Raw genomic sequence first — 18,414 nt, forward strand, 5'->3', positions numbered from 1 at the left:
CGTGCTCCCTCGTACGGTAGTACTCGGACCCTACGGGCGACGTCGCCCGAGCGAGAGAGGAGGTGCGTTGACCGAGTTGGCCCCGCAGGACGCCGACATGTTCTGGCGTGCGCAATACAGCGCGACCGACCAGTTCGCGCTGTATTGCTTTGCCGCGGAACGCGATTGCGCAGCCGCCGAGATCCTCTCCGCACTGCGGGCGCGGGCTGACCGACTTCCGCGGCTGCACCTGCGGGTGGCGCCGGCCCGCCACGATCTCGCGTTCCCGCGGTGGTGCGCCGCACCCGTCGTGGACGCCCAGTTCCGACATCACCCCGGCCCCCAGTCGTGGGACGACTGCCGGGCGGCGGTGGCCGGGCTGCTCACCGACCGCCTCGACGCCACCGCACACACCTGGCGGCTCCACCTCGTCGGGCCGGTCGAGGGGGTGCCCCGCGCGGCGGGTCTCGCGTGGGTGGTGGTGCTGCAGGTCTCGCACGCCCTCGCCGACGGACGGGGTGTGGCCGATCTCGCCCGAGCGCTGCTGGGTCCCGAGCCGGTCGACGAACCCCCGTCGCCGGCGGGACCGCCGCCGGGCCTGCTCGCGGTGGTCGGCGGCGCCGTCGCCGCGCCGGCGCGCGTGGCCGCCGGGATGGCGCTCGGGATCGGGGCCTGGCGCCGGTCCGCCGTCGATTCCGCTGCCGCCGACGCCGCCGAACCGGGCTCGCCGGCCACCGCGGCCACCGTGCTCAATCGGGTCGCCGGTGATCGACGTCGGATCGACGTGGTCGTGGCCGATGCGTCCGCACTGCGCATAGACGGCGCCACGGTCACCGTCTCGGTGCTCGCGCGGCTCGCGGAGGTCCTCGGCAGGAACCTCGGCATCGACGACACCACGTCGGCCGTCGAACTCACCGTCGGCCGCGAACCAGGTTCGGACCGACAGCGGCAGGGCCGCAACAACTTCCACAACGCCGGCATCCGGCTGCACCCGGAACTCGCACGGGCCCAACGGGTGCGGGCCATCGACGCCCAGATCCGCGCCGCGCGGGAGCGGGACCAGACGGCGGGGCGGCGGCTCGAACGGCGCGCCGCAGCGGCCACCCCGGCGGTGCTGCGGGCGTTGGCGGTGCGGCTGACGCCCACCGACGTCGCCCCCGCCGCCGTGGTCGGGGCCACGGTGGTCTCCTCGGTGCACCGTGGACCGGCCGATCTGACCCTCGCGGGCGGGGCCGTCCTGTTCACCGCGGGTTTCCCGGCGCTGTCGGCAGCGCACGCGATGACCATTGGGGTGCACGCCATCGGCGGGGTCGTCGCGGTGTCGATCACCACAGACCCGGATGCCGTCGATGCCGATTGCCTGGTCCCCCTGTTGGCGGCTGCTCTGGACGGTTAGGGTCCAGGCATGAGCTACGTCACTGAGAATCCGGCCACCGGAACCGTGGAACGCACCTTCGACACCATGAGCGACGCGGACGTCCAAGACGTCCTCGCACGCTCGGCCGCCGCGTACGCGCAATGGCGGCTGTCGCCGATCGACGAGCGGGTGCGCATGCTCCGCGACACCGCGCAGGCCTACCGCGATCGGGCCGACGAACTGGCCGCCATCATCGCGCGCGAGATGGGCAAGCCGCTCAACCAGGCCCAGGGCGAACTCGCCCTGACCGCCATGATCTACGACTGGTACGCCGAACACGGTCCGGCGCTGCTGGAGACCGAGGAACTCGCCCCGCAGGGCGCCGCGAGCTCCACCGTCACCCGCGAGTCGGTCGGACCGCTGCTGGGCATCATGCCGTGGAACTTCCCGTACTACCAGGTGGCGCGCTTCGCGGCCCCGAACCTGTTGCTGGGCAACACCATCGTCCTCAAGCACGCCCCGATCTGCGCCGCGTCGTCGCAGGTGATGGAAGAGATCGCGCACGCCGCGGGGGTGCCGCGCGATGCGTACATCAACGTGTACGCGAGCAACGAGCAGGCCGCGACGATGATCGCCGACAAGCGGATCCAGGGCGTCTCGCTGACCGGCAGCGGCCGGGCCGGCGCGGCGGTCGCGCAGACCGCGGCCGCGCACTTGAAGAAGTCGGTGCTCGAACTCGGCGGCTCGGACGCCTTCATCCTCCTGGACACCCCGGATGTGGCGGCCACCGCCGCGGGCGCCGCCGCGCGCCGGATGATGAACTGCGGCCAGGCCTGCAACTCGCCCAAGCGGTTCATCGTGCACGAGGACCTCTACGACGGCTTCGTGGCCAACCTGACGGCCGCGGTGGAGGCCATGGCGGTCGGCGACCCGACCGATCCCGGTACCGCCATCGGTCCGCTGTCGTCGGTGGCGGCGCGCGACCAGGTGGTCGGCCAGGTCCAGCGTGCCGTCGCGCAGGGCGCGACCCTGCACACCGGCGGGGCAGCGCTCGAGGGCCCCGGCGCCTTCATGGCCCCGGCCGTGCTCACCGGCGTGACCCCGGACATGGACGTGTACTCCGAAGAGGTCTTCGGCCCGGTGGCGATGGTCTATTCGGTGAGCAGCGACGAGGAGGCCGTCGCCTTGGCCAACGACGTCGACTACGGACTGTCCGGCTCGGTCTGGAGCTCGGACGTCGAGCGCGCCAGCGCCATCGCCGACCGGCTCGACGTCGGCATGGCCATGGTCAACGAGCACGGCACGTCGCTGCCCGGCCTGCCCTTCGGCGGCGTCAAGGCGTCCGGTTACGGCCGGGAACTCGGTCCGTGGGGACTGGGCGAGTTCGCCAACCTGCGTCTGCGTCGTATCGCCAAGTCCTGACGTTTCACCAAGTCCTGACGTGACCTGAGCGCGCGACCGTCGCGGCTACTCGATGTAGTCGTCGACGGTCGCCGCGCTGATGCCGCGCGGAGTGCCGCGAGTCAACCGCTTGGGCAGACGGTCGGCGAGCCCGCCGATCGGCGCCACCGATCGATTCAGTAGCTCGACCACCTCGTTGAGATGGTCGACGGTCTCCTGCATCGCGGACAGGTTCGACGGCAGAGCGGCCAGCGTGTCGGACAGCTCGGCGAACTTGTCTAGCGGACCGTCCGGGGCGATGATCTGCTCCAGCGCGCCGCCCTCGCCGACGAGCTGGTCGAGCAGGCCCTCGTCGCTGGCCGCGCGATCGAGCACGCCGCCCGGCTGGGCGAGCTTGGTCAACACGCCGTCGGGCGCGGTCAGCTTGTCGATGACGCCGCCCTGGCTGGTCAGTCGTTCCAGGATGCCCTCGTTCTCGGTGATCTGATCGATCACCCCGCCCGCCCGCGTCAGACGGTCCAGCGGACCGTCCTTGGCGGCGATGCGCATCAGGGCGCCGTTCTCGTCGGTCAGCAGGTCGATGGCGCCGCCCGGCTGCGTGAGGCGATCGAGGATGCCGTCGTTCTCGGTGAACTGGTCGACGACGCCGCCGGCCCGGGTGAGCCGGTCGATCGGGCCGTCCTTGGCGGCGATGCGCATCAGCGCGCCCTTCTCGTCGGTCATCTGATCGAGCAGGCCGCCGCGCTCGGTGAGCTTCTCGAGAAGTCCGTCCGGCGCCGTCAACCGGTCGATTACACCGCCCGGCTTGATCAGCCGATCCAGCGGCCCCCCGGTGGCCAGGAGTCGGCCGAAGGGACGATCGGGGCTCATCAGGTCGGCGACCTGCGCCAGAATCACCAGCGGCGCGCGGACCGTCGCGACCTCGCCCTCGCCCTGGAGACCGAGCGCGCTGTTGACCTCGGACTCGATGCTGTTGGCAGCCACTCGGGCCACGTTGATCGTCGACTCGATGGTGCTCAGCACCACGCCGGTGGCCGCGAAACCGAGCCGGATCGGCGTGGTCACCAGGCCACGGGGGTCGGGCAGCTTACTCATAGGCCAGAACTCTACCGTTACCGATGGTCACAACAACCCCCTCGGCCGACGGGGACCGTGTCGGCGTCGACCCCCTATTTCGCATCAGCCCTTTTCCGCGGCGGCCCGCTTCTTCGCGGCCTTCTTGTATTCGCGGACCTTCAGCAACGACTCCGGATCCACCACGTCGGCGATCGACCGGTAGCCGTCCTCACTGAAATCCCCGGCGATCTTCTCCCAGCCGTCCGGGCGCACGTCGAGTTGTTTGCCCAGGAGGGCGACGAACATCTTCACCTTGGCCTTGCCGTAGCCGGGCAGGCCCTCGAGGCGACGTGCCAGATCGCGGCCGGTCGTCGCCTCCGTCCAGACACGCGCGGCGTGGCCGTCGTACTCGTCGACGACGACCCGGGCCAACTGCTGGATACGCGCGGCCATGGATCGGCCGTAACGATGGACCGCCGGGGGAGTGGCGCAGAGCTCCGCGAACTCCTCGGGGTCAGCGTCGGCGATCGTGACCGGGTCGAGGGTGCCGAAGCGCTCGAGGATCTTCACCGGTCCGGCGAAGGCGCGCTCCATCGGGAACTGCTGATCCAAGAGCCCGCCGATGAGCAGGGCGAACGGGTCGCGGGAGATGAGCTCGTCGGCGACGGGATCCATCGTCAGGTGTAGGTCGGCCATGAGGCCATGCTAATCGGGCTCGGGGCTAATCGGGCTCGGGGCTAATCGGGCTCGGGGCTAATCAGCCGCGGCGACGTCGGTGGGCTGGCAGACTCTGCTGACATGTCCCGCCGCTCGCGCCTCGTCCGTCCCTTCGCCTCGCTGGCCCTCGCGGCCGCCACCGTCGCCGGAGGCGTCGCGGTGGGGGAGGCGCAGGCCGCGCCGGAACTGCGCAACTACGTCAAGACCATCCGGTGCGACAGTGCCAACCCGTTCCCGGCGCCCCGCGTACCGATCACGGTGGACGTGTGGAATCAGGTGCGCTTCCCGTCCGACGGTCTGCCCGGGCCCGCGATCGAACTGATTGCCAGCAGCCCGCGCCCGCAGGGGCTGCTGCCCAACACCGGGATCTACACCATGTCGACCACGGTGAACTGGCACAACGTGACCACCGGCAAGCGCGGCGTGGTGCGCGTGCCCACCCGCGCGAACCGCATCACGTGGCAGGCCGTACTGCACCCCGGTGCGGGCCAGGTGAACTTCCGCATCACGCAACGCATCGGCGCGTTGGTCTTCGTGCCCATGGTGAACCCGCAAGTGTCCACCTGCCGGGGTTCCGCACGGGCCTGACGCCTGTCGACGCCGACCCGCGCGGACGGACCGCGACCTAGAACAGGCCCTCGAGGTAGGTGAGGACGGCGGCCTTCTCCTGACGATCACCGTCGGCGGCGTCGGGCGTGAAGTACGTCTTCGCGGTCACCTTATTGCTGGCGAGCTGTGCGTCGGCCAGGTACCGCAGCGCCTCGTGGACCTGGTTGGCGTCGTTGCGCAGCGTCTGGCTCATCATCAGCGGACGGCTGAAACCGTTGCGCGGCAACGCGAGTGAACGTCGCAGCGACGCCGCCAGCTTCGGGCTCGACGCCACCGACTTGCTGACGAGATCGCCGAGGGCCACACCCTTCACGGCGTCGCGCAGGTCGGGCGCGCACATCGTCTGCGCCTTGGTGACCAGCTGCTGGCCGGTCTTCGACAGCACCGAGGCCACGTCGTCGGCCTCCAGGGAGGCCAGCGCGTAGACCACGTCGGCGGTGATCGTCTCGGAGACCGCGGGCGAGGAGGGCTTGAGGCCGCTGATCAGCACGTCGATGCCGGCCGGGATGCTGGTGGCGACGGCGCCCTGGAAGTCGCTGTCGCGTCCCTGCCACTGGGTGCCCTTGCGCGCCAACTCGATTGCGGCGGCAGCACCCTGCGCTTCGCCGAGCACCGCCCACTGCGGGGCCACCGAGCCGTCGACCACGACGCCGGCGAGGACGGCGTCGAGCAGGTTGCGAGCGGTCACCGCATGATCGATGTACTGGGGCGAGGTGCCGGCGCCGACCATCCCGTAGTCCGGGGTGATGACGGCGAAACCGTTGCGCAGCAAGGCGGCGACGGTGTCGCGATTGCCGGCGACCGGGCCGCTGGAGGCGTTGCAGGTCTCCGCGATGCCGTAGCCGGCGGGAGCGTTGACCACCACCGGCCATCCCCCCGCGGGTGCCTTGCCCTTGGGTTCGAGGATGGTGGCGATCGCCAAGTGCAGGCTGTCGTCGACGCCGGTGGTCCAGTAGCTGTACCGCTGTCCCGCCGCCGCAGCGGTCGGCAGCGAATCCTGGAGCAGCTGCTGGTTGGCGTAGACCGCGCCCGCGGTCTGGCCGGGCGCCGATCGGCTCGGCTGGCTGGGCTGAGCCGTATCCGGCTCGGCGAACGCCTGCGTCGCTGTCACCACGCCGCCCGCGGCCAGCGCGGCCACGGCGGTGGTCGCGGCCAGTGTCTTGCGGAGACGGGGGGACTGAAGGCGGGAGCGGCGGGGATTCATGAGCGTTCTCTGTTCAATTCAAGGATCCAGGGATCGGGGTTCCATCAAGGGATCGGGGGGGATCAGCAGAGCGGAAGCCGCCGACGCGCCGGACCGGTCGGCCGCGGCACGCCGGTCGGGCGGTGCCGACTCAGGAGGCGGGGGTGTCGACGATGCCGACCGCGGGCAGGAAGAAGCAGGTGCGGCCCGCGTTGGTGGTGGTGCCGAACACCGCGGTCAGGATCGACCCCTGGCCGGTGTCGACCCGGGCCATGCGGATCGGTGCCGACCGGGTCAGCGCCTTCAGGGCCGCCGAATCAGTGATCTCCGAGACGGGCTTCAGATCGGCCAGGCCGCCCTTCATCGACGCGGTGTTGAACCACGCCACCTGGAAGTTGTCGCGGGTGTGGCCGGCCGGCGGGAGCAGGGCGTAGGCGGTCTGGTCGGCGCTCAGTGCCGACGTGATCTCGGTGAGATCCTGATTCTGGTCGAGCAGATCGCCGAGTGCGCCGATGCCGAGGCCGTCGAGCAGGTCGCCCAGGGCCTCGCCTGCGGTCTTGTCGCCGACCTTGGGGAACGGTCCGGGGAAGCCGACGGCGGGCGCGGTGACCAGGCCGAGCGGATTGTCGTCGGTGGGGGTTCCGCAGAACGGGGCGAAGGCCGGGGTCAGCGCCTTGGCTCCGGTCAGTCGCTCCAGGGCCTCCAGCCCGCTGCCCGCCACACCCAGCGGGCTGTCGACGTCATTGGCCGCCGCGGGGGCGGGTGCGGGCAGTGCCGGGTCCGCGGGAGCCGGTGCCGGGGCCGCCGGGTCCGCAGGTGCCGGTGCAGCGGGGTTCGGGTCGGCCGGTGCCGGTGCCGGTGCGGTCGGGCTCGCGGGCGCCGCGGGATCGCCGTCCGTGCCCGGCAGCAGCGAACTCGGATCGAGCTGGCCGCCGGCCTCCAGGATCGCCTGCAGCGCTTCGGTCGTCATCTGATCGCCGCCCGCGGCCTTCAGCGCGCGTAGCGCGGCGGCCAACTCGGCGTCGAACGGAATCTGGCCGAGCGACAGGGCTTGCAGTCCGCCGGCGAGCAGCGCCGGGGCCTGCGATACCGGTTCGGCCTGGGTGGGTCCGGCGCCGATGAGGGCGGCGGCGAGTGCGGCGGCCACGGCGATGGCGCCGGTACGAGCGGCGGGGCGAAGGCGTGCGGCCACGGCGAAACTCCTCACGAGTACGTGAAACAGATGGGACTAATGTTGCTTATGTTAAAGAAAAACAGTCTTGTGACTTCTTTGCAAGTCGCCGAGTTCTTACCGTGACCTGATCGCGACCCGCAGGAGATTCCCGCATGCAGGGGGTGGCCGGCGGACGGTCCGTCGATGCGGACGGGCCCCGACGCCGAATCGGCGTCGGGGCCCGCTGAGCTGGGCGACCGGGGTGGTCAGATGATCGCGGTACCGATCGTGGGCGCGATGCCGCAGGTGATCCGCTTCCCCTTGATCTTGGTGGTCACGTTGCCGTGGATCGTCGAGACGATCCGGCCGCGGCCGGTATTGGCGATCGCGGTGAAGGTGCCCGGGCCCTTCTCGGCGTTGATCTTCGCGTTCGGCAGCAGGCGCTGCTGGCCGGTCCGGCCGTTATCGATGTTCAGCCAGGAGACCCACAGTGAGCGGGCGGTGTTCTTCTGGGCGACGCCGGTGCCGAGGCTCGTGTAGACGTAGCCCGCCTGGCCGCGCTTGGGGCCGGGGGCCGGGGCCTTCTGCGGTCCCGCGGTCACCAGGGCCATGCCGACCGAGTTGCCGTTGCCGGGCATGCAGCCCAGGCCGATGGTCGGGTAGAGGAACTGCTGGATGCGCGGCTTGTTCGGTCCGCTCGGCAGCTGCGGCGAGTCGTCGTCCTTGGCGGCCGGGGTGCGCAGCGCGGCATCCTCGCGGGCGTGGACGGCGGCGGCCTCGGTCGCGCCGGGCTCGCCGAGGAAGTCGATGAGCTGTCGGAAGGTGTCGGCGGCCTCGGCGGGGAGCAGGGGGTTGTCCGCCATCGAGCGCACGTCCGCGAGCAGCTTGGTGTTCACCTGGCCGTCCGAGTCGCGGGTGGCCACGGAGCCGATCAGGGCCGGGGCGATCGCCCCGAGTGCGTCGAGAACCTGCTGATCCACCTCGGGCGCGTCGGCGGCGTCCGGGATGGGGAGCTCTTGTGCCTGATCCGATTGGGGGGCGGGCGCGCCGGGCTCGGCGTAGGCGGCCGGAGCGGTGAAGGCCAGTGCGGCGGCCAGCGACAGCGCGGCGAGCGAGGCCGGGGCTACTCGGGTGCGGGTGCGAACGGTACGCACAGCGGAGTTCCTAACGTTCGAAAACAGTCTGCGGGCGAGTGTAACCACACTTGCCTGAAACTACTGTGGCAATTGTTGCCAGTGTTACCAAAGTGATGTGTGACGGCAGTGTCGAGCGGTAGGGGTGTCGTCGACGGCGCGGACTCGGTAGATTCCTGAACGGTCGCCGGACACCCCGGAGCCGACCCAGATCTGTTCTGCCCCAGATATGTTCCGCGGCAGATCTATGTTCGCCTAGATCTCTACCGCATCGCATCTGTCAGGAGACCCGCTGTGAAGAAGCTGTCCCGTCGCACACCGGTGGCGCTGCTCGCCGTCGGCGCCCTCGTGGCGACGCTCACCGCGTGCACCAGTGACTCGTCGGACACGACGGTCACCGTCCTCACGCACAACTCCTTCGAGCTGCCGAGCTCGCTCATCGAGGAGTTCACCGCCGAGACCGGTTTGAAGGTCGACTTCGTCGCGTCCGGCGACGCGGGCCAGTTGTCCTCGGTGGTCTCGCTGAGCGCTGGAAAGCCCAAGGGGGACGCGGTCTTCGGCATCGACAACACGTTCGCCGCGCGACCGATCGAGGCCGGTGCGCTCGATCCGTACACCTCGCCGCTGGCCGGGGAGGGCGCCGATCGCTATGCGGTGCCGGACTCGGAGAACGAACTGACCGCGATCGACCACGGCGACGTCTGCATCAACATCGACGAACAGTGGTACGACCGCGAGGGCATCCCCGCGCCGACCGGTTTGGACGACCTGAAGGACCCGCAGTACGCGAACCAGGCGGTGCTGCTCGATCCGGCGACGTCGTCCCCGGGCATGAGCTTCCTCCTGGCGACCATCGGCACGTACAAGGACAAGGCGCCCGACTACTGGCGTGCACTGATGGACAACGGCGCGCAGGTGGTCTCCGGATGGGAGATCGCCTACAACCAGCTCTTCAGTGCCGGTGAAGGACACGGCACCAAGCCCATCGTGGTCTCCTATGCGAGTTCGCCCGCGGCGACGCCGGGTACTCGCGCCCTGCTGTCGGGCTGCTTCGCCCAGATCGAGTACATCGGGGTGCTGCGCGGTGCGGCGAACGTCGACGGCGCGCGTAAGGTGATCGACTGGATGCTCAGCCCGCAGGTGCAGGCCGCGCTCCCGACGTCGATGTACGTCTACCCGGTCCGTGAGGGCACGCCGCTGCCGCAGAACTGGCGTCTGCGCGCGCCGGCGCCGCAGTACACGGTGACGATGTCGCCGCAGTACATCAACGCCAATCGGGAAGCCTGGTTGAAGGATTGGCGAGCCACCGTCCGCTGATGACGGTTCCGCCGCCCGCTCCCGCGACCCGTCGGTTCGGCCGACGGGCCGCGGGCGCGCTGCCGGCCCTCGTCCCGCTGCTGTTCGTCGGGGCGCTGTTCCTCGCGCCGCTGGCCGCCTTGGCGAAGCGGGCGTTCGACGACGCCGACGCGGTGTCCCTGGCCGAAGCATGGCGGCGCACCGAGGCGCTGGACCTACTGGGCGTGACGGTGGGCATGGCGGCGGCGTCGGCGGTGCTGGCGGTGCTGGTCGCGGCACCGATCGTGTGGCTCGTCTCCACCGTCGATCTGCCCGGCATGCTGGCGGTGCGCGTGCTGGTCACCCTGCCGTTCGTGCTGCCGACCGTGGTGGTCGGCGTCGCCTTCCGCGCGTTGGGCACCGGGCTGCTCGACGGCTTCGGCCTCGACTCCGGGCTGGGCGCGATCCTGCTGGCGCACGTCTTCCTGAACGTGGCCGTGGTGGTGCGCGTGGTCTCGGCCGTCTGGCAGCAGGTCGATCCGCAGGCCGTCGTCGCCGCCCGCACCCTGGGGGCTTCGCCGTGGCGGGCCTTCCTCGACGTGGTGGCGCCCCGCCTGGTGCCCGCCGTCGCGGCGGCCGCGGCGCTGGTCTTTCTGTTCTGCTCCACCAGTTTCGGCGTGATCGTGATTCTCGGCGACGGTCGGGTGCGCACCCTGGAGACGGAGATCTATCAGCAGGGGGTGGGGTACTTCCGGATCCCGGAGGCGGTCTCGCTCTCGTTCCTGCAGATCCTGCTGGTGGTGTGCGCCCTGCTGTTGGCGCGGCTGCTGGGGCGGTCGGCCCCGGCCACCAGCGACCGCGGCGGCCGTCGACAGCGCCCGCGCGGGTGGGTCTGGTTCGCGGTCTTCGCGGTCTCGGCGTGGACGGTGCTGTGGCTCGTGGTGCCCATCGGTTCGCTGGTGGTGCGCTCGCTGCGGCCGGGCGGCCAGTGGTCCACCGCGGGCTACCGGGTGCTGTTCGACGACGCCTCGTCGGTCAGCATCGCGGACTCGCTCCGCTACTCGGTCAGCAGCGCCTTCGCGGCGATGGTCATCGCGGTGGCGGTGGGCCTGATCGCCGCGACCGTCATGACCCGGCGCCGCGATGCGGTGGCCAAAGTCGGTGCGGCCCTGGCGATTCTGCCGCTGGGGGTGAGCGCGGTGACCCTCGGTTTCGGATACGTGGTGCTCACCACCTACCTCCCGCGGGAGGTGGGGACGTCGTCGCTGCTGATCCCCGCGGTGCAGGCGCTCATCGCCATCCCGGTGGTGATCGGCATGGTGGTGCCGGCGCTGGCCGAGGTGCCGCAGCGGCGCCGCGATGCCGCCGCCGTGCTCGGCGCCGGTCCGGCGCGCGTGTTCTGGACCGTCGACCTGCCGATGATCGGTCGATCCTTGGGCGCCGCAGCGGGTTTCGCGTTCGTGATGGCGATGGGGGAGTTCGGCGCCACCACCTTCCTGGCCCAGGCCCACACCACCACGCTGCCGGTCCTCATCGGTTCGCTGATGGGCCGGCCGGGCGCGGACAACCTGGCCGCCGCGATGGCGGCCTCCGTACTGTTGGTCGCTGTGAGTGCAGCGGTGGTCTTCTTCGTCGAGCTCGCCGCGCCGCGCGGCGCGCAGGCCGCGGTGGGAGGGCGACGATGAGTGTTCTGCAACTGCGCGACGTGACCGTCCGTTACGGCGCCACCACGGTGCTCGACGGCCTGGACTGGGCGGTGGGTGCCCAGGACAGTCCGGTCACTGCGCTGCTCGGGCCGTCCGGGTGCGGGAAGTCGACGCTGCTGCGCGCCATCGCCGGCCTGGAGCCGCTCGCACGCGGCGCGGTGACCTGGGACGGTCAGGACTTGGCGGCCGTGCCGGTGCACCGGCGCGACTTCGGCGTGGTGTTCCAGGACGGACAACTCTTCTCCGGTCGCACCGTGGGCGCGAACGTCGCCTACGGTCTGCGGCGACGCCGCTGGACGCGTCCGCAGATCGCGGCGCGCATCGAGGAGATGCTGGAGCTGGTGCAGCTGCCCGGTATCGCGGCCCGCCGCGTCACCGAACTGTCCGGCGGGCAGGCGCAGCGCGTCGCGCTCGCCCGCGCGCTGGCCCCGCGGCCGCGTCTGCTGCTGCTCGACGAGCCGCTGGCCGCCCTCGATGCGCGGCTGCGGGAGGACCTGGCCTTCGCGATCGGCGACATCGTCCGCGCGGCGGCCACCCCGACGGTGGTGGTGACCCACGACCGCGCCGAAGCCGCGCTCCTGGCCGACGAGGTGTCGGTGATGCGCGCGGGGGTCATCGTGCAGACCGGAGCGCCCGCGCACCTGTGGCGCCGACCGGCCGACGACTGGGTCGCCGACTTCCTCGGAGCGACGTCGCAGCTCGATGCCCAGGTGGTCGGCGGCCGCCTGGTGACCGTGTTCGGAGAACTCGATGCGACCGCCTTCGGGGCGCTGCCGGACGGACGGTGCCGACTCGCGCTGCGACCGGAGTCGGTGCTCGCGGCGCCGGTCCCCGCGGAACCGGACGCCCCGGACGCCCCGGCGGCCGTGGGCGTGGTGACGCACGTCGCGGCGCTGCCGTCCGGACTGCGTCTGCGTGTGCGGACCGACGTGCTCGGCGAGATCGATGCGCTCGCCGAGGGGCCGGTGCGGATCGGCGATGCGGTGGCTCTGACCCTCGATCCGGCTCACGTGGGGGTGATCGGACTGTGAGATTCGTCGTAGCCGGGGCCGTGGTCCGGGAGCGCGTCGAGCGCGAACTGCTGCTGGCGCAGCGGTCCTATCCGGCCGACGTCGCGGGGCTGTGGGAACTGCCCGGCGGCAAGCTCGCGCCGGGGGAGACCGCCCCAGCGGCGCTCGTGCGCGAACTGACCGAGGAGCTCACGGTCACCGTCCGTCCAGGGGCGGCGCTGACCCAACAGGTGCTGCTCCAGCCCGACCTGACCCTCATCGCGCACTGGGCCACGCTCGTCGACGGCGTGCCGCGGGCCGTCGAGCATCAAGGTCTGACCTGGGTGGATGCCGACGGATTGGCGGCGATGGCCGCCGGTGGAGAGCTGGTGCCCGCCGATACCGCGTGGGTGCCGGAGCTGCTCACTTACCTTCGCGGGCGGGATTCAGCCGGGCCTTCTTGAGCGCCTTGCGCGCTTCCTTCTTGGACATGCTGTCCAGGTCCAGCTTCTGCATCCGGTGGATCACCACCGGGCAGCGCAGGCACCGAGTGCTCTTCTTGCAGCACTTTTTCTTCGGGGTCAGGTGCGCGACCTTCGCCGGATCCGGTTTGCCCATACCTCTCACGGTACGCCCACCGGCGCGCCGCGAGGGCCGGGTGCGGATCGCGCACCGGGGTGCGGTACGGGTACTCTGATGAGGTTAATTTTCACCGCGAGCGATGCCGTCGTGCTGAGGCCGGGTGGAACCAAAGAGAGCGAGAGAGACCTTCAGTGAGCCCTGTCACCAACTTCCGCAACGTCGCGATCGTGGCGCACGTCGACCACGGTAAGACCACCATGGTCGACGCGATGCTGCGCCAGTCAGGCGTCTTCGGCGAGCGCGCCGAACTCGTCGACCGCGTGATGGACTCCGGAGACCTCGAGCGCGAGAAGGGCATCACCATTCTCGCGAAGAACACCGCCGTTCACCGCCGCCAGCCCGACGGCACCGAGTACGTCATCAACGTGATCGACACCCCGGGCCACGCCGACTTCGGCGGCGAGGTGGAGCGCGCACTGTCGATGGTCGACGGCGTGGTGCTGCTGGTCGACTCGTCCGAGGGCCCGCTGCCGCAGACCCGCTTCGTGCTGCGCAAGGCGCTGGCCGCGTCGCTGCCGGTGATCGTGGTGGTCAACAAGACCGACCGTCCCGATGCGCGCATCAGCCAGATCGTCACCGAGGCGCAGGATCTGCTTCTGGACCTGGCGTCGGACCTCGACGACGAGGCCGCCGAAGCCGCCGAGCTGGCCCTGGAGCTGCCGGTGCTGTACGCCTCCGGCCGCGCAGGCATCGCCAGCACCGTCGAACCCGCCAACGGCTCGGTTCCCGAGGGCGACAACCTCGACCCGCTCTTCGACGTCCTGATCGACAAGATCCCCGCGCCCAAGGGCGACCCGGAGGCTCCGCTGCAGGCGCACGTCACCAACCTCGACGCCTCCCCGTTCCTCGGTCGCCTGGCCCTGGTCCGCATCCACAACGGCATGCTGCGCAAGGGGCAGACCGTCGCGTGGTGCCGCGAGGTGGACGGCCGGCCCGTGATCGAGAAGGCCAAGATCACCGAGCTGCTGCAGACCGTCGGCGTCGACCGTGCGCCCGCCGAGGAGGCCGTGGCCGGCGACATCGTCGCCGTCGCCGGTATGCCGGAGATCATGATCGGCGACACCCTCGCCGACGCCGACAACCCAATGCCGCTGCCGCGCATCACCGTCGACGAGCCCGCCATCTCGGCGATCGTCGGCACCAACACCTCGCCGCTGGCCGGTCGGGTGAAGGGCCACAAGCTCACCGCCCGCATGGTCAAGGACCGTCTGGATAGCGAGCTCATCGGCAACGTCTCGCTCCGTGTGGAAGACATCGGCCGCCCCGACGCGTGGGAGGTGCAGGGCCGCGGTGAGCTGGCGTTGGCCATCCTCGTCGAGCAGATGCGTCGCGAAGGCTTCGAGCTGACCGTCGGCAAGCCGCAGGTGGTCACCCGCAAGGTCGACGGCAAGGTGCACGAGCCGTTCGAGCACCTCACCATCGACGTGCCCGAGGAATACCTGGGCTCGGTCACGCAGCTGCTGGCCGCCCGCAAGGGTCGTATGGACCAGATGAACAACCACGGATCCGGCTGGGTGCGCATGGAGTTCACGGTGCCCTCGCGCGGTCTGATCGGCTTCCGCACCGACTTCATGACCGAGACCCGCGGCACCGGCATCGCCAACGCGGTCTTCGCCGAGTACGCGCCGTGGGCCGGCGAGATCCGCGCCCGGCACACCGGTTCGCTGGTGTCCGACCGCGCCGGTTCGGTGACCCCGTTCGCCATGATCCAGCTCGCCGACCGCGGCACCTTCTTCGTGCATCCCGGCGACGACACCTACGAGGGCCACGTGGTCGGGATCAATCCGCGCCTGGAGGACCTCGACATCAACGCCACGCGTGAGAAGAAGCTCACCAACATGCGGCAGTCGTCCGCGGACGTGATGGAGACCCTCGCCAAGCCGATGGAGCTCGATCTCGAGGCCGCGATGGAGTTCTGCGCCGCCGATGAGTGTGTCGAGGTGACGCCCGAGGTGGTGCGCGTGCGTAAGGTCAACCTGGACAGCACGACCCGTGCCCGTGAGCGTTCGCGGGCGAAGGCGCGCGACGCGAACGCCTGACGAGCGAGGAGTCCGATGAGTCGATGGGCGCGGTTCGGGCGTCGTAGCACCGTGGCGGCCATGGCCGGTCTGGTCGCGGTGAGTGCGACCGCTTGCATGAGTGATCCGCCTCCGCCGGTTCGGGAGACCCTGCAGACTCCCACGCCGAACGAGTATCCGGACGAGCGGACCGTCTACCTCGCCACGGACTCGATCGGCGCCGGTTTCAATCCGCACCTGGGTGCCGATCAGAGCGTGGTGACCACGGCGATCGCGGCGATGACGCTGCCGAGCGCGTTCGTCCCGGAGAGCACCCCGGCCGGCGAGGTGTGGCGGCTCAACGACGTCCTGCTCACCTCCGCGGAGGTGACCAGCACTGAGCCGTTCACGGTGACCTATCACCTGGTGAACGACGCCCAGTGGTCCGACGGACTGCCGGTGACCGGCGACGATTTCGCGTACCTCTGGCAGCAGATGGCGCGCCAGCCCAACGTCGTCGGTCAGGCCGGTTACCGCGCGATCAAGAACGTGCAGACCTCCGGTGGCGGCAAGGTGGTCGCGGTGACCTTCTTCGACGAGTACCCGGCGTGGCGCGAGCTGTTCACCAACCTGCTCCCGAGTCACAAGCTGCGGTCGGATCCGATCGGTTTCCAGACCGGGATGGACAAGGGCAAGCCGGTGACCGCCGGGCCGTTCTCGGTCTACTCGATCGACCGGGCCCGCGACGAGGTGCGGCTGATCCGCAACGATCGGTACTGGCGCACGCCGCCGGCCCTGGACCAGGTGGTGCTCCGTCGCGCGGGCACCGAGCCGCAGATGGCGCAGACCGTCCGCAACGGCGACACCGACGTGGCGTCGTTGACGGCCGGACCGGCGAGCGCCGCCGAACTGTCGGCGATCCCCGGGGTCCGCAGCGCTCGCACCCCCGCCACCCGAACGCTGGTGGTGAACCTGAACACGCGCGCCTCGGTCATGAAGGAGCTGCCGGTGCGGCAGGCCGTCCTCGGCATGCTCAACGGCGGCGTGATCACCGCGGCCGCGGCCGGCGACGACGTGGTCGCGCCGTTCGCGAACACCGTGTACGCGCCGTCCGAGCGCGGCTACTTCGAGGTCGATCGCGCCCGCCCGAGCGCCGACCAGGTGCACCGCTGGCTCACCTCGGCCGGTTACGAGCGGGGCGTGCCCCGCGAGCGACCCGCGCCGAATACGCCCGGGACGAGCAGTTCGGTGCAGCCGTCGAGCGAGGTCCCCACGACCAGCGCGCCGCCCACCACCACCGCGGTGAAGAACGCACCGGAACTTCCGTACGGCGTCGCGCCGTATCTGAAGGACGGCAGGCCGCTGGTGGTGCAGATCGGCGCCACGAACACCGATCAGCGCGCGATGTCCGCCGCCGAGAACATCGCCGACCAACTGCGCGGCCAAGGCGTGCGCGCGGCGGTCCGCGGGCTGAGCAACACCGAGCTGTACGGCCAGGCGCTCTCCCGCGCCGAGGTCGACCTCGTGGTGGGCTGGGCCTCCGCCGGTATCGACCCGGCCGCGGCACTGGCCTCCCAGGTGGGCTGTCAGGAGCCGCCCGCTGGCACCGAATCGGGTGCGCACACCGTGGAACCGGAGGCCGATCCGGCCGTCGACCACAGCGTGCTGCCCACGCCCACCGGCTCGGCCGGTACGCCGGCACCGTCCGGCACGAAGGACGAGGGCGAGTCCGACCCGGACGCGAGCTACATCGGCAACATCTCCGGCCTCTGTGACCCGGAGCTGATCGACCTGGCCGCGACCGCGATGACCGAGTCCGATCCGACCGCCACGCTGACCACCGCCGAACCGCTGCTGGCCGCCAAGGCGGTGTACCTGCCGATCTACCAGGACTCGGTGTTCGTCGCCGTCACCGACAAGGTGACCGGGGTGCCGGTGACCGGCCCGATGCAGGTCGGCATCTTCGGTGACGCCGTGGCGTGGAGGCAGTCGTGACCGCAGTCGGCCGACGGCGCCTGTTGGTGCTGCACGCGCACCCGGACGACGAGTCGATCATGACCGGCGGCATCATCGCGCACTACCTGGCCGCGGGCGTGGACGTCCGCGTCCTCACCTTCACGCTCGGGGAAGAGGGCGAGGTGATCGGTGACGAATGGGCCGAGCTCATCGCCGATCGCGCCGATCAACTCGGTGGTTTCCGGATCTCCGAACTGACGGCCGCGCTCGCCGCCCTCACGCCGCCCGGATGTGCGCCGGTGCGACCGCGCTTTCTCGGCGGCGCCGGCCGGTGGCGGGATTCGGGCATGGCGGGCACCCCGTCGGCGCAGCACCCGCGGGCGCTGGTGCAGGCCGACGCCGACCTGCTGGCGCGGACCCTGGCCGACGAGATCGTCGCCTTCGATCCGCACGTGATCGTCACCTACGACGTCGCAGGCACGTACGGGCACCCCGACCACATGCGGGTGCACGAGATCTCGCACCTGGCGATCCCGCTGGCCGCCGCGGAACTGGGGCACGGCGCCAAGGTCTACGAATCGGTCACCGAAGCGGGGGGACTGGCCGCCGGGCAGGCGCGCATCGGCGATGTGCCCGCCGGCTGGCGTCGACCGGAGCCCGGTGAGCTGGCCAGCTACCCGGACGAGGCGATCGGTGCCGCGGTGGACGTCTCCGACGTGTACGCGGCCAAGGTCGCCGGACTGGCGGCGCACGCCACCCAGATCACGGTGGCGCCGTCGGGCACCGAGTTCGCGCTGAGCAACAACATCATCCAGCCGATCCTGCCGACCGAGTACTTCCTGCGGGTCGGCGACGACCTCGACACCCCGGCGCAGCGCGAGACCGATCTGTTCGCGGGTCTGCCGTGACCGCGGGCGAGCGCGTCGAACTGGCACTGGTGACGGTGGCCGCCGGCCTCCTGACCGTGCTCTGCTGCGCCTTCCTGATGATCTCGGTGGGGCCGGTGCCGTTCCCGGTGACCGCGCTGCTGGCCGGACTCGGCAACTTCGGCCTGGTGTGGCTGGCCGCGCAGTACACCGATTCCGCGTGGCGATTCGCGCCGCTGGCCGTGTCCGGGGTGGTGATGATCGTGGCGATGATGCCTATCCCCGGCGACTTCCCCGGGTGGATCACCGGGCTCCCGATGCTGCTGATGCTGCTGTTCGGCCTGGGGCTGCCCGCCTCGGTCGCCGCCCGTCTGCGGTGAGGAAGCACGGCTGTC

17 protein-coding genes are annotated in these 18,414 nt (G+C 70.8%); 11 read left to right on the forward strand and 6 right to left on the reverse strand.

Annotation, left to right across the window (positions count from 1 at the left end; genetic code table 11):
• Positions 1-67: 67 nt before the first annotated feature.
• Together ABD989_RS06725 and ABD989_RS06730 are read left to right on the forward strand one after the other, a co-directional pair.
• Positions 68-1,375, forward strand: a complete 1,308-nt coding sequence (locus tag ABD989_RS06725; RefSeq protein ID WP_345312881.1) for a wax ester/triacylglycerol synthase domain-containing protein — start codon at positions 68-70, stop codon at positions 1,373-1,375.
• 9 nt (positions 1,376-1,384) lie between these two features.
• On the forward strand, positions 1,385-2,758 hold the full coding sequence (locus ABD989_RS06730) for an NAD-dependent succinate-semialdehyde dehydrogenase (RefSeq protein WP_246991465.1): 1,374 nt from the start codon (positions 1,385-1,387) through the stop codon (positions 2,756-2,758).
• 45 nt (positions 2,759-2,803) lie between these two features.
• Here the strand turns inward: ABD989_RS06730 and ABD989_RS06735 are convergent, their stop codons facing one another.
• Positions 2,804-3,832: a hypothetical protein gene (locus tag ABD989_RS06735; protein WP_246991463.1), complete on the reverse strand. Its 1,029-nt coding sequence runs from the start codon at positions 3,830-3,832 to the stop codon at positions 2,804-2,806.
• An 84-nt stretch (positions 3,833-3,916) separates the two neighbouring features.
• Complete coding sequence (locus ABD989_RS06740) at positions 3,917-4,489, reverse strand: HhH-GPD-type base excision DNA repair protein (RefSeq protein WP_246991461.1); 573 nt, start codon at positions 4,487-4,489, stop codon at positions 3,917-3,919.
• A gap of 102 nt (positions 4,490-4,591) precedes the next feature.
• Between ABD989_RS06740 and ABD989_RS06745 the strand changes: the two genes are divergently transcribed.
• Complete coding sequence (locus ABD989_RS06745) at positions 4,592-5,098, forward strand: hypothetical protein (RefSeq protein WP_246991459.1); 507 nt, start codon at positions 4,592-4,594, stop codon at positions 5,096-5,098.
• Positions 5,099-5,135: 37 nt separating this feature from the next.
• Here the strand turns inward: ABD989_RS06745 and ABD989_RS06750 are convergent, their stop codons facing one another.
• From ABD989_RS06750 to ABD989_RS06760, 3 genes are all read right to left on the reverse strand, one after another.
• Positions 5,136-6,323: an alpha/beta hydrolase gene (locus ABD989_RS06750; protein ID WP_246991458.1), complete on the reverse strand. Its 1,188-nt coding sequence runs from the start codon at positions 6,321-6,323 to the stop codon at positions 5,136-5,138.
• Between the two features lie 130 nt (positions 6,324-6,453).
• Positions 6,454-7,494, reverse strand: a complete 1,041-nt coding sequence (locus ABD989_RS06755; RefSeq protein ID WP_345312882.1) for a hypothetical protein — start codon at positions 7,492-7,494, stop codon at positions 6,454-6,456.
• A 227-nt stretch (positions 7,495-7,721) separates the two neighbouring features.
• Positions 7,722-8,609: an Rv1157c family protein gene (locus ABD989_RS06760; RefSeq protein ID WP_246991445.1), complete on the reverse strand. Its 888-nt coding sequence runs from the start codon at positions 8,607-8,609 to the stop codon at positions 7,722-7,724.
• A 273-nt stretch (positions 8,610-8,882) separates the two neighbouring features.
• Here ABD989_RS06760 and ABD989_RS06765 point away from each other — a divergent pair, with 273 nt between their 5' ends.
• From ABD989_RS06765 to ABD989_RS06780, 4 genes are read left to right on the forward strand one after another with little or no spacing between them, the layout of a single operon-like run.
• Positions 8,883-9,905, forward strand: a complete 1,023-nt coding sequence (locus tag ABD989_RS06765; protein ID WP_345312883.1) for a thiamine ABC transporter substrate-binding protein — start codon at positions 8,883-8,885, stop codon at positions 9,903-9,905.
• Positions 9,905-11,548 (forward strand): ABC transporter permease, encoded by a 1,644-nt coding sequence (locus tag ABD989_RS06770; protein WP_345312884.1) that lies wholly within the window; start codon positions 9,905-9,907, stop codon positions 11,546-11,548. The genes ABD989_RS06765 and ABD989_RS06770 overlap by 1 nt, the downstream gene beginning before the upstream one ends.
• The gene (locus ABD989_RS06775; RefSeq protein WP_345312885.1) at positions 11,545-12,600 is read left to right on the forward strand and encodes an ABC transporter ATP-binding protein; all 1,056 of its coding nucleotides are present in this window, start codon (positions 11,545-11,547) and stop codon (positions 12,598-12,600) included. The genes ABD989_RS06770 and ABD989_RS06775 overlap by 4 nt, the downstream gene beginning before the upstream one ends.
• Positions 12,597-13,022, forward strand: a complete 426-nt coding sequence (locus ABD989_RS06780) for a (deoxy)nucleoside triphosphate pyrophosphohydrolase (protein ID WP_345312886.1) — start codon at positions 12,597-12,599, stop codon at positions 13,020-13,022. The genes ABD989_RS06775 and ABD989_RS06780 overlap by 4 nt, the downstream gene beginning before the upstream one ends.
• Here the strand turns inward: ABD989_RS06780 and ABD989_RS06785 are convergent.
• Positions 12,982-13,176: a hypothetical protein gene (locus tag ABD989_RS06785; RefSeq protein WP_246991435.1), complete on the reverse strand. Its 195-nt coding sequence runs from the start codon at positions 13,174-13,176 to the stop codon at positions 12,982-12,984. The genes ABD989_RS06780 and ABD989_RS06785 overlap by 41 nt on opposite strands.
• 155 nt (positions 13,177-13,331) lie before the next feature.
• On the opposite strand from ABD989_RS06785, the gene typA reads away from it, so the two are divergent.
• The 4 genes from typA to ABD989_RS06805 are packed head-to-tail and all read left to right on the forward strand — an operon-like array spanning position 13,332 to position 18,399.
• Complete coding sequence (typA, locus tag ABD989_RS06790) at positions 13,332-15,239, forward strand: translational GTPase TypA (protein ID WP_345312887.1); 1,908 nt, start codon at positions 13,332-13,334, stop codon at positions 15,237-15,239.
• Between the two features lie 15 nt (positions 15,240-15,254).
• Positions 15,255-17,192 (forward strand): ABC transporter family substrate-binding protein, encoded by a 1,938-nt coding sequence (locus ABD989_RS06795; protein WP_345312888.1) that lies wholly within the window; start codon positions 15,255-15,257, stop codon positions 17,190-17,192.
• Positions 17,189-18,061, forward strand: coding sequence for an N-acetyl-1-D-myo-inositol-2-amino-2-deoxy-alpha-D-glucopyranoside deacetylase (mshB, locus tag ABD989_RS06800; protein WP_308221317.1), 873 nt, complete (start codon positions 17,189-17,191; stop codon positions 18,059-18,061). The genes ABD989_RS06795 and mshB overlap by 4 nt, the downstream gene beginning before the upstream one ends.
• Positions 18,058-18,399 (forward strand): hypothetical protein, encoded by a 342-nt coding sequence (locus ABD989_RS06805; protein ID WP_246991429.1) that lies wholly within the window; start codon positions 18,058-18,060, stop codon positions 18,397-18,399. The genes mshB and ABD989_RS06805 overlap by 4 nt, the downstream gene beginning before the upstream one ends.
• The last annotated feature ends 15 nt before the right edge of the window (positions 18,400-18,414 follow it).

This window comes from Gordonia alkaliphila, from assembly GCF_039542465.1.
Taxonomy (GTDB): Bacteria; Actinomycetota; Actinomycetes; order Mycobacteriales; family Mycobacteriaceae; genus Gordonia; species Gordonia alkaliphila.